Below are 8,937 nucleotides of genomic sequence, written 5' to 3'. Positions count from 1 at the left end.
CGCACACACGCGGGCCCGGTCACACCCAGAGGGGCCGGCCAAAACCCCCCGCCCCCTCTGCTCCGGGCCCGGTTCTCGGGCCCGCTCCGCCCGCGGGCGGAGCGGGCTCAGCCGAAGACGGGCCCCGTGAACTTCTCGCCCGGCCCCTGCCCGGGCTCGTCCGGGACGAGGGAGGCCTCGCGGAAGGCCAGCTGCAGCGACTTCAGGCCGTCGCGCAGCGGGGCCGCGTGGAAGGAGCTGATCTCGGTGGCACTCGCCGTGACCAGGCCCGCGAGGGCGGTGATCAGCTTGCGGGCCTCGTCGAGGTCCTTGTGCTCGGAGTCCGGCTTGTCCAGGCCCAGGTTGACCGCCGCGGCGCTCAGCAGGTGCACGGCCACCGTGGTGATCACCTCGACGGCGGGCACGTCCGCGATGTCGCGGGTCATGGCGTCGTAGTCGGGGGCCTGGTCGGCCTCGGCGGCGGGGGTGGGGGTCGCGTCAGTCATGCCTCACACGATAAGCCGGTCGGCGCCGGTCGCCGACCGGGCACCGGATGAGCGGACCCGGCGCGGAATGCTATATTGGGCTGACGACCGGCCGGAGACGTATGTCACCGGCCCACAAGTGGAGGCTCCGCTCTCCCACCTGACCGTCCTCCGGGGCGGCGGGTCACCGGTCAGGTGGCATCCATCGTTCCGTACGGACGATGGAAAGCTGCCCGAGTTTGCGCCCCGCGGTTCGCACGCGGCGGTGCTCCGGTTGTATTGGAGCCCCCGCCTGTGCCCGGCGGGGCATTTTTCGTGTTCCGCCGCGGTTGGTCTGACGACAAATGACGTCAGCGGCTGTCTGCCAGGCAGTCGTGTGGTGCTACCGAGGAGGATCCATCAGCACCGAGCCCCGCATCAACGATCGGATTCGTGTCCCTGAGGTGCGACTCGTCGGTCCCAGCGGCGAACAGGTGGGCATCGTCCCGCTTGCGAAGGCGCTTGAGCTCGCGCAGGAGTACGACCTGGACCTGGTCGAGGTCGCGGCGTCTGCACGCCCGCCGGTCTGCAAGCTCATGGACTACGGCAAGTTCAAGTACGAGTCGGCCATGAAGGCCCGTGAGGCGCGCAAGAACCAGGCGCACACGGTCATCAAGGAAATGAAGCTCCGGCCGAAGATCGACCCGCACGACTATGACACCAAGAAGGGTCACGTCGTTCGGTTCCTCAAGCAGGGCGACAAGGTCAAGATCACGATCATGTTCCGTGGTCGCGAGCAGTCCCGGCCGGAACTCGGCTACCGACTGCTGCAGCGTCTGGCTTCGGACGTCGAGGACCTCGGGTTCATCGAGTCGAACCCGAAGCAGGACGGCCGGAACATGATCATGGTCCTCGGTCCGCACAAGAAGAAGACCGAGGCGATGGCCGAAGCCCGCGAGGCGCAGGCCGCCCGCAAGGCCGAGCGCCAGGGTGTCGCCGCCGACGAGGCTCCCGCGAAGGAAGCCGCCGTCGAGGAGGGCACCGAGGTCGCCTCCGCCGAGGACACCGAGGCCGCCTCTCCCGAGGCACCGGCCGAGGCCTGATCCGAGGCCTGATCCGGGCCAGCCTGTCCCGGATCACCGACACAACATGACGCTCCCGCAAGCCGGTCCGACCGGACCGGTGGGAGCGCCACCGACGAGGAGATAACGGCGCTATGCCGAAGAACAAGACGCACAGCGGTACCAAGAAGCGCTTCAAGATCACCGGCTCCGGCAAGGTGCTCCGCGAGCGTGCCGGTAAGCGCCACCTGCTCGAGCACAAGTCGTCCAAGCTGACGCGTCGCCTCACCGGCAACGCCGAGATGGCCCCGGGCGACGCCGCGAAGATCAAGAAGCTTCTCGGCATCTGACGTCTCCGCTCCCTGCCGGGAGCGGGACGCCAAGACCGGGACCCCATCGAATTTCGGGCCGCGTGAACACACCCGCGGCCCCGCTACAAGGAGTTAAAAAGTGGCACGCGTCAAGCGGGCAGTAAACGCCCACAAGAAGCGCCGGGCGATCCTCGAAGCGGCCTCCGGCTACCGCGGTCAGCGTTCGCGCCTGTACCGCAAGGCCAAGGAGCAGGTCACCCACTCGCTGGTCTACAACTTCAACGACCGCAAGAAGCGCAAGGGCGACTTCCGTCAGCTGTGGATCCAGCGCATCAACGCTGCTGCCCGCCAGAACGGCATGACGTACAACCGCCTCATCCAGGGTCTGAAGGCCGCCAACATCGAGGTGGACCGCAAGATCCTCGCGGAGCTGGCCGTCAACGACGCCAACGCGTTCGCCGCGCTCGTCGAGGTCGCGCAGAAGGCGCTTCCGGCCGACGTGAACGCCCCGAAGGCCCCCGCCGCCGCCTAAGCGTCACGCTTCGCGCAGCAAGCCTCCACTGGCTTCAGCCCGGACCCGCAGGCCCTGTGCCTGCGGGTCCGGTGCGTTGACGACCAGGTCGACGGCCGGGCCGCCGACCCGTCGAGGGTCGCGCCGACGCCCCACCCGTCTCCACCGTCCCCACCCCTGTCTCCACCCGCAGTACGTACGGAAGCGAGCCGACCGCCATGGGTACCCCCGCCCCCACCGAGCTGATCTCACCCCGGTCCCCGAGGGTGGCCGCCGCCAGGCGGCTCGCGCGGCGCAACTTCCGCACCAAGGAGCGCCGGTTCATCGCCGAAGGCCCCCAGGCCGTCCGCGAGGCCGTCGAGCACCGCGGAGCCGCGGGCGCGACCCTGATCGAGCTGTTCGCCACGGTCGAGGCCGCCGAGCGCCACACCGGGATCGTCGATGCCGCGCTGGCCGCCGGAGCCCGCGTGCACTATGCCTCCGACGAGGTGCTCGCCGAGGTCTCCCAGACCGTCACCCCGCAGGGGCTGGTCGGCGTCTGCCACTTCCTCGACTCGCCCTTCGAGGAGATCCTGAAGGCGCGGCCCAAGCTCGTCGCCGTCCTCGCCCACGTCCGCGACCCGGGGAACGCCGGCACCGTGCTGCGCTGCGCGGATGCCGCGGGTGCCGACGCGGTCGTCCTGACCGACGCCTCCGTGGACCTGTACAACCCCAAGTCCGTCCGCGCCTCGGTGGGCTCCCTCTTCCACCTGCCCGTCGCCGTGGGCGTGCCCGTGGAGCAGGCCGTCGCGGGCCTGCGGGCCGCCGGCGTACGGATCCTCGCCGCGGACGGGGCCGGCACGGACGACCTTGACGCCGAGCTGGACGCGGGCACCATGGGCGGCCCCTCGGCCTGGGTGTTCGGCAACGAGGCCTGGGGCCTGCCCGAGGAGACGCGGGCGCTCGCCGACGCCGTCGTACGGGTCCCGATCCACGGCAAGGCGGAGAGCCTGAACCTCGCCACGGCCGCCGCAGTGTGCCTGTATGCGTCCGCGCGTGCACAGCGGGCGTCCGGAGGGTGCCGCTCCGTGACCCCCAGCTAGTAATGTGGCGGCGCGGGGGCCCACTGCGCTACTCGGAGATGTGGGGTACTGGGACATGACCGTCGGGACGAACAGCTCGCCAGGGGCCGCGAAGGCGGCCGGGACACCCACCCTGGCGGCCGTGCCCCCGCAGACCGCGGGCCGCGCCGGCCAGGGCGCCGGGCCCGCGGACTTCACCGGCCTCGGGATCGACCCCGACGACCTGCCCGACGGGCTCGTCGTCGCCGACCACACCGGCCGGGTGATCTGCTTCAACTCCGCCGCCGGCCGGATCACCGCCCTGGCCCCGGCCGAGGCGCTCGGCGCCCGGATCGAGCGGGCGCTGCCCCTGGAGGACCTCGACGGCCGCCGCTGGTGGACGCTGACCGACCCGTACGGGGGCCTGGCCACCCGTCGCGGACAGCCCGAGCGGAACCTGCTCCTGCCCGGCGGCCGCGAGGTGCTGGTCTCCGCCCGGTACGTGCGCACCCACCCCACCGGCCCGCTGCGCCGCCTCGTGGTCACCCTGCGGGGCACCGAGGCCCGGCGGCGCACCGAGCGCAGCCACGCGGAGCTGATCGCCACCGTCGCGCACGAGCTGCGCTCGCCGCTCACCTCGGTCAAGGGGTTCACGGCGACCCTGCTGGCCAAGTGGGAGCGGTTCACCGACGACCAGAAGCGCCTGATGCTGGAGACCGTCGACGCGGACGCGAACCGGGTCACCCGGCTGATCGCCGAACTCCTCGACATCTCCCGGATCGACTCCGGGCGCCTCGAAGTGCGCCGCCAGCCCGTGGACATCGCCACCGCCGTGGGCCGCCACGTCCAGGCGCTCACCGCGAACGGCCAGGCCCCCGACCGGTTCCTCGTACGAGTGAGCCGCTCGCTCCCCGATCTGTGGGCCGATCCGGACAAGATCGACCAGATCCTCGGCAACCTCCTCGAAAATGCGGTGCGGCACGGCGAGGGAACGGTCACCATCGACGTATCGCCGACCAGCCTGACGAACGCAGCGGGCAAGACCGAGAAGGGAACCGCCGTCACCGTGACCGATGAGGGCCCCGGGATCCCCGAGGAGTCGATGGGCCGCGTCTTCACCCGCTTCTGGCGGGGCAGCAAGCGCGGCGGCACCGGCCTGGGCCTGTACATCGTCAAGGGCATCGTGGAGGCCCACGGCGGCACCATCACGGTCGGCCGCGGCCCCGGCGGCGGCGCCGAGTTCCGATTTATCCTGCCCGTCGGCGCGCCGGCGTACCTCACGCAGTAACCCTGCGGAGCGTCTCGCCAGGCGGCCCACGGGCTCCTTCACCCCCGGCGACCTTTAGACTCGTCCTTTGGCACCTTTGTGTCCTTGTGCCGATCGAGTCGTACGGGGACCCACCAGCCAGCCATCGGAAGTACGGGAAGAGATGTCGGCACCGAACAAGTCGTACGACCCTGTCGAGGTCGAGGCACTGAAACCGGAAGAGATCGAGCGCATGCGGGACGAGGCGCTCGCCGCCTTCGCGTCCGCCGGCGACCTCGACGCGCTGCGCGAGGCGAAGAGCGCGCACATGGGCGACCGGTCGCCCCTGGCGCTCGCCAACCGCGAGATCGGCGCCCTGCCGCCGCACGCCAAGGCCGAGGCCGGCAAGCGCGTGGGCCAGGCCCGTGGCGCGGTGAACAAGGCCTTCGGGGCCCGCACCGTCGAGCTTGAGCGTGAGCGCGACGAGCGGGTGCTGGTCGAGGAGGCGGTGGACGTCACGCTGCCCTACGACCGCGTCCCGGCCGGCGCCCGGCACCCGCTGACCACGCTGATGGACCGCATCGCGGACATCTTCACGGGCATGGGCTACGAGGTCGCCGAGGGCCCCGAGGTGGAGGCGGAGTGGTTCAACTTCGACGCCCTCAACTTCACGCCCGACCACCCGGCGCGCCAGATGCAGGACACCTTCTTCGTCCAGGGGCCGGCCGGCACCGAGGGCGACGAGTCCGGCGTCGTGCTGCGCACCCACACCTCCCCGGTGCAGGCGCGCTCGCTGCTGGAGCGCAAGCCGCCCGTCTACATCGTCTGCCCGGGCCGCGTGTACCGCACCGACGAGCTCGACGCGACGCACACCCCGGTGTTCCACCAGGTCGAGCTGCTCGCCGTGGACGAGGGCCTGACCATGGCGGACCTGCGCGGCACCATCGACCACATGGTCAAGGAGCTGTTCGGCGAGGAGACCACCACCCGCCTGCGCCCGCACTTCTTCCCCTTCACCGAGCCGTCCGCCGAGATGGACATGCAGTGCTACGTGTGCCGCGGCGCGTCGGTGGGCAACCCCGACCGCCCCTGCCGTACCTGCTCCAGCGAGGGCTGGATCGAGCTGGGCGGCTGCGGCATGGTCAACCCCAAGGTGCTCGTCGCCTGCGGCGTCGACCCCGAGAAGTACAGCGGGTTCGCCTTCGGGTTCGGCATCGAGCGGATGCTGATGTTCCGTCACAACGTTGAAGACATGCGAGACATGGTCGAGGGAGACGTTCGTTTCACCCGGCCGTTCGGGAGTGAGATCTGATGCGCGTCCCGCTTTCCTGGCTGCGGGAGTACGTCGACCTCCCCGCGGGTGAATCCGGTCGCGACGTCGCGGCCAAGCTCGTCGACGCGGGCCTTGAGGTCGAGACCGTCGAGCAGCTCGGCGCCGGGCTCAAGGGCCCGCTCGTCGTCGGTCAGGTGCTGACCATCGAGGAGCTGGAGGGCTTCCGCAAGCCGATCCGCTTCTGCACGGTCGACGTCGGCCGGGCCAACGGCACCGGCGAGCCGCAGGAGATCGTCTGCGGCGCCCGGAACTTCTCCGTGGGCGACAAGGTCGTCGTGGTCCTGCCCGGCGCGGTGCTGCCCGGCGACTTCGCGATCGCCTCGCGCAAGACGTACGGCAAGACCTCGCACGGCATGATCTGCTCCGGCGAGGAGCTCGGCATGGGCGACGACGGCACGCACGGCATCATCGTGCTCCCGCCGGAGCACGAGGTCGGCACCGACGCGATCGAGCTGCTCCAGCTCGTCGACGAGGTCCTCGACATCGACATCACCCCGGACCGCGGCTACTGCATGTCCATGCGCGGCGTGGCCCGCGAGGTGGCGACCGCGTACGGCCTGCCGCTGCGCGACCCGGCACTGCTGGACGTGCCCGCCCCGAACTCGTACGGCTACCTCGTCAAGATCGACGACCCGGCGGGCTGCGACCGCTTCACCGCCCGCACCGTCACCGGTCTCGACCCCGAGGCGCGCTCCCCGATCTGGCTCACCCGCCGCCTGCAGAAGGCCGGCATGCGCCCGATCTCGCTCGCCGTGGACATCACCAACTACGTGATGCTGGAGCTCGGCCAGCCGCTGCACGCGTACGACCGCTCGCGCCTCGACGGCGCCATCGGCGTCCGCCGGGCCGAGCAGGGCGAGAAGTTCACCACCCTCGACGGGGTCAAGCGCACCCTCGACGCCGAGGACCTGGTGATCACCGACAACAGCGGGCCGATCGGTCTCGCCGGTGTCATGGGCGGCGCCAACACCGAGATCGCCGACTCCGTGACCGACCCCGAGACCGGCCAGGTCACGGGCACCACGGACGTGGTCATCGAGGCCGCGCACTTCGACTCCGTGTCGATCTCGCGCACCGCCCGCCGCCTCAAGCTGTCCTCCGAGGCGTCCAAGCGCTTCGAGCGCGGCGTCGACCCGCAGGCCGCCGCCGCGGCCGCGCAGCGGACCGTCGACCTGCTGGTGCTGCTCGCCGGCGGCACCGCCGAGGCCGGCGTCACCGAGCTCACCGCGCCGGGCGCCCCGCGCACCATCGCGATGAGCGCGGACCACCCGGACCGGGTCGCGGGCATGGACTACGGCCGCGAGACCGTCGTCCGCCGCCTCCAGGAGGTCGGCTGCGACGTCTACGGGCAGGACGAGCTCGTCGTCACCGTCCCGTCGTGGCGGCCCGACCTCGCCGAGCCGAACGACCTGGCCGAGGAGGTCATCCGGCTGGAGGGCTACGGCAACCTGCCGTCGACCCTCCCGCAGGTCCCCTCGGGCCGCGGTCTGACCGCCCGGCAGCAGCTGCACCGCCGGGTCGGCCGGGCGCTGGCCGGCGCGGGCTACGTCGAGGCGCTCAGCTACCCGTTCATCGGTGAGGCCGTCTTCGACCAGCTCCAGCTGCCCGCGCACGACGCGGCGCGCCAGGTCGTCAAGCTGGCCAACCCGATCTCCGACGAGGAGCCGGCGCTGCGCACCACGTTGCTGCCGGGCCTGCTGGGCGCGCTGCGCCGCAACGAGAGCCGCGGCAGCCACGACCTGGCCCTCTTCGAGACCGGTTCGGTCTTCCGGGCCGGCGAGCAGCCGGGCGTCGCCGTACGGCTGCCGGTCGACCGGCGTCCCACGGACGAGGAGATCGCCACGCTGAACGCCGCCCTGCCGGCGCAGCCGCGGTACGCCGCGGTCGCCCTGGCCGGTGCGCGCGAGCAGGCCGGCTGGTGGGGCAAGGGCCGCCCGGCCGACTGGGCGGACGCCGTCCAGGCCGCGCGGGCGCTGGCCGTCGAGGCCGGTGCCGAACTGGTGGTCCGCCAGGGCCAGTACGGTCCCTGGCACCCGGGCCGCTGCGCCGAGCTGGTCGTCGTCCTCGACGGGGTGGAGCAGGTCATCGGCCACGCCGGTGAGCTGCACCCGCGGGTGGTCAAGGCGATGGGCCTGCCGGCCCGCACCAGCGCCATGGAGCTCGACCTCGACCGCCTCGCGGCGGCCGGCGGCCGGCCCGTGGAGGCGCCCCGGATCTCCACCTTCCCGGTGGCGACCCAGGACGTCGCGCTGATCGTCGACGCGTCGGTGCCGGCCGCCTCGGTGGAGGCCGCCCTCCGCAAGGGCGCGGGCGAACTCCTCGAATCGCTGCGGCTGTTCGACGTGTTCACCGGCGAGCAGGTCGGCGAGGGCAAGAAGTCCCTGGCGTACGCGCTGCGCTTCCGCGCGTCCGACCGCACGCTGACGGCCGAGGAGTCCACGGCGGCCCGCGACGCGGCCGTGGCGCTGGCCGCTGAGCGTACGGGGGCGGTGCTGCGGGGCGCGTAGCCGCTGCCGCCGACTCGCCGAGGGGCGCCCCCGAACCCCGGGGTGCGCCCCTCACCCGTCCCCGTGCACGGCCCGGGCGCCCCGGTGCTCCGCCCCGGACCCCGCGCCTCAAACGCCGGCGGGGCTGTATTTGGGCCCCGTGTCTGCGGGCGCGGCGCGGCTGCGCCGGGTCTGCGCCCGTCATGCGCCGGCGGTCACGATCCCACCCCGCCGGCGTTTGAAGCGCGGGTCCGTGCAGCGCCCGGGGAACGGTGGAAGGGCGGGTAGGGGACAGCTCCGCGCCCCGGCCGCCCCGGGCGCGCCGGGAAGCGGGGGCGGGGGTGTCCCGGCCCGCCGCCCGTGCAGGCAGGGCACGGGGCGTGCGCCGGGACGGCGGGGTGGCTTCGCCCCGGGGACGGGCTCGGGCGGTCGGCCCCGGCGGGGCCGCTTCGGTGGCCCGGCGGGGCTTCGGGTGGGCGGGCGGCGCACCGGGTCCCGGTGGGAGG

8 protein-coding genes are annotated in these 8,937 nt (G+C 72.4%); 7 read left to right on the top strand and 1 reads right to left on the bottom strand.

Going from position 1 to position 8,937, the window contains the following annotated elements; all coding sequences use genetic code 11:
* Positions 1–107 precede the first annotated feature (107 nt).
* Entirely contained in the window at positions 108–485 is a 378-nt protein-coding gene (locus AB0B01_RS26380; RefSeq protein WP_361723908.1) for a DUF1844 domain-containing protein, read from the bottom strand.
* A gap of 353 nt (positions 486–838) precedes the next feature.
* On the opposite strand from AB0B01_RS26380, the gene infC reads away from it, so the two are divergent.
* The 7 genes from infC (at position 839) to pheT (ending at position 8,452) form a co-directional block, all read left to right on the top strand.
* Positions 839–1,546, top strand: a complete 708-nt coding sequence (infC, locus tag AB0B01_RS26375) for a translation initiation factor IF-3 (RefSeq protein WP_356848434.1) — start codon at positions 839–841, stop codon at positions 1,544–1,546.
* 113 nt (positions 1,547–1,659) lie between these two features.
* Complete coding sequence (gene rpmI, locus AB0B01_RS26370) at positions 1,660–1,854, top strand: 50S ribosomal protein L35 (protein ID WP_361723905.1); 195 nt, start codon at positions 1,660–1,662, stop codon at positions 1,852–1,854.
* Positions 1,855–1,954: 100 nt separating this feature from the next.
* A complete protein-coding gene (gene rplT / locus AB0B01_RS26365) occupies positions 1,955–2,347 on the top strand; it encodes a 50S ribosomal protein L20 (RefSeq protein WP_008741875.1) in 393 nt (130 codons plus the stop codon).
* 197 nt (positions 2,348–2,544) lie between these two features.
* Positions 2,545–3,408, top strand: a complete 864-nt coding sequence (locus AB0B01_RS26360) for an RNA methyltransferase (protein WP_361723901.1) — start codon at positions 2,545–2,547, stop codon at positions 3,406–3,408.
* A gap of 55 nt (positions 3,409–3,463) precedes the next feature.
* A complete protein-coding gene (locus tag AB0B01_RS26355) occupies positions 3,464–4,654 on the top strand; it encodes an ATP-binding protein (protein WP_361723898.1) in 1,191 nt (396 codons plus the stop codon).
* A gap of 142 nt (positions 4,655–4,796) precedes the next feature.
* The gene (gene pheS, locus AB0B01_RS26350) at positions 4,797–5,924 is read left to right on the top strand and encodes a phenylalanine--tRNA ligase subunit alpha (RefSeq protein WP_361723895.1); all 1,128 of its coding nucleotides are present in this window, start codon (positions 4,797–4,799) and stop codon (positions 5,922–5,924) included.
* On the top strand, positions 5,924–8,452 hold the full coding sequence (gene pheT, locus AB0B01_RS26345) for a phenylalanine--tRNA ligase subunit beta (RefSeq protein WP_361723892.1): 2,529 nt from the start codon (positions 5,924–5,926) through the stop codon (positions 8,450–8,452). The genes pheS and pheT overlap by 1 nt, the downstream gene beginning before the upstream one ends.
* The last annotated feature ends 485 nt before the right edge of the window (positions 8,453–8,937 follow it).

It is taken from the genome of Streptomyces sp. NPDC044571 (assembly GCF_040647115.1).
Taxonomy (GTDB): domain Bacteria; phylum Actinomycetota; class Actinomycetes; order Streptomycetales; family Streptomycetaceae; genus Streptomyces.
The sequence above is the reverse complement of the archived record's forward strand: the minus strand, read 5'-3'. Positions and strand labels throughout refer to the sequence as shown.